Origin of the sequence: Caballeronia calidae (assembly GCF_900044055.2) — a bacterium.
Taxonomy (GTDB): domain Bacteria; phylum Pseudomonadota; class Gammaproteobacteria; order Burkholderiales; family Burkholderiaceae; genus Caballeronia; species Caballeronia calidae.
Map to the genome: position 1 here is coordinate 1 of NZ_FCOX02000288.1, position 1171 is coordinate 1171.

Below are 1171 nucleotides of genomic sequence, written 5' to 3' on the forward strand. Positions count from 1 at the left end.
ACGTGTGCCCGAAGGGGCTCAACCCGACCAAGGCGATCGGCAAGATCAAGGAATTGATGGTGCGAAGGGCTGTCTGAAATGGACGAATCACATCAGTCCGACCCCCTTCGCCGAGCGCGCCTCCGCTGGCGCGCGCGGCGCGGCTTGCTGGAAAACGATCTGATCTTCGAGCGTTTTTTCAGCCGATATGAGCATGACCTCAGTGACGCCGATGTGGCCGCTTTGACCCGCCTGCTGGAGCTGAGCGACAACGAACTGATGGACCTGCTGCTCGCGCGCACCGAGCCGGAAGGCGATCTCGCCACGCCGGACGTGCGGCGTCTGCTGGAAATGCTGCGCTCCGTGTGATTTCAGCAGGAATTCGCGGAGTTTTGCAAAATAGGCCTGTGTAGAACAGACAGGCCCATCGAACAGTTTTGCGGCGCAGCTTCCGTCGTGCAAATTATCGAAAACCTGTACCCATACTTCGATTGAGGATGTGCTATGACCCCGTCAGATGTTAAAGCCACGCTATCGTTCAGCGACAACTCGCCGAGCGTCGAAATGCCGATCTACAAGGGCACGATGGGCCCGGACGTGATCGACATCCGCAAGTTGTACGGTCAGACCGGCAAGTTCACGTATGACCCGGGCTTCATGTCGACGGCGGCGTGCAATTCGGCGATCACCTACATCGACGGCGATAAGGGCGAGCTGCTGTATCGCGGCTATCCGATCGAGCAGCTGGCTGTGAACGCCGACTTCCTCGAGACCTGCTATCTGCTGTTGAAGGGCGAGCTGCCGAACACCGCGCAAAACAAGGAATTCGTGGACACGGTCACGCGTCACACGATGGTGCACGAGCAGATGCACTTCTTCTTCCGCGGCTTCCGTCGCGACGCGCACCCGATGGCCGTGTTGACGGCTGCGGTCGGCGCGCTGTCGGCGTTCTACCACGACTCGCTGAACATCAACGATCCGCGTCACCGTGAAGTGTCGGCCATTCGCATGATCGCGAAGCTGCCGACGCTGGTTGCGATGGCATACAAGTTCAGCATCGGCCAGCCGTTCGTGTATCCGAAGAACGAGCTGTCGTACAGCGCGAACTTCATGCACATGATGTTCTCGAACCCGTGCGAAGAGTACAAGGTCAACGACGTGCTCGTGCGCGCGCTCGACCGTATCCTGATCC

At 59.2% G+C, this 1171-nt stretch carries 2 protein-coding genes and 1 pseudogene; all 3 read left to right on the forward strand.

The annotated features are described in order from the left end of the window. Positions 1-77: pseudogene (gene sdhB, locus AWB78_RS47445) on the forward strand (succinate dehydrogenase iron-sulfur subunit); the annotation flags it as partial. A gap of 1 nt (position 78) precedes the next feature. Then, positions 79-348 (forward strand): FAD assembly factor SdhE, encoded by a 270-nt coding sequence (locus AWB78_RS42685; protein WP_062613327.1) that lies wholly within the window; start codon positions 79-81, stop codon positions 346-348. Between the two features lie 135 nt (positions 349-483). Next, positions 484-1171: citrate/2-methylcitrate synthase (locus AWB78_RS42690; protein ID WP_332460152.1), on the forward strand; the 688-nt coding region annotated here is incomplete at its 3' end.

Excerpts from the sequence above, each read along its gene's own strand:
- AWB78_RS42685 (WP_062613327.1), top strand. The coding sequence starts at position 79 with ATGGACGAATCACATCAGTCCGACCCCCTTCGCCGAGCGCGCCTCCGC.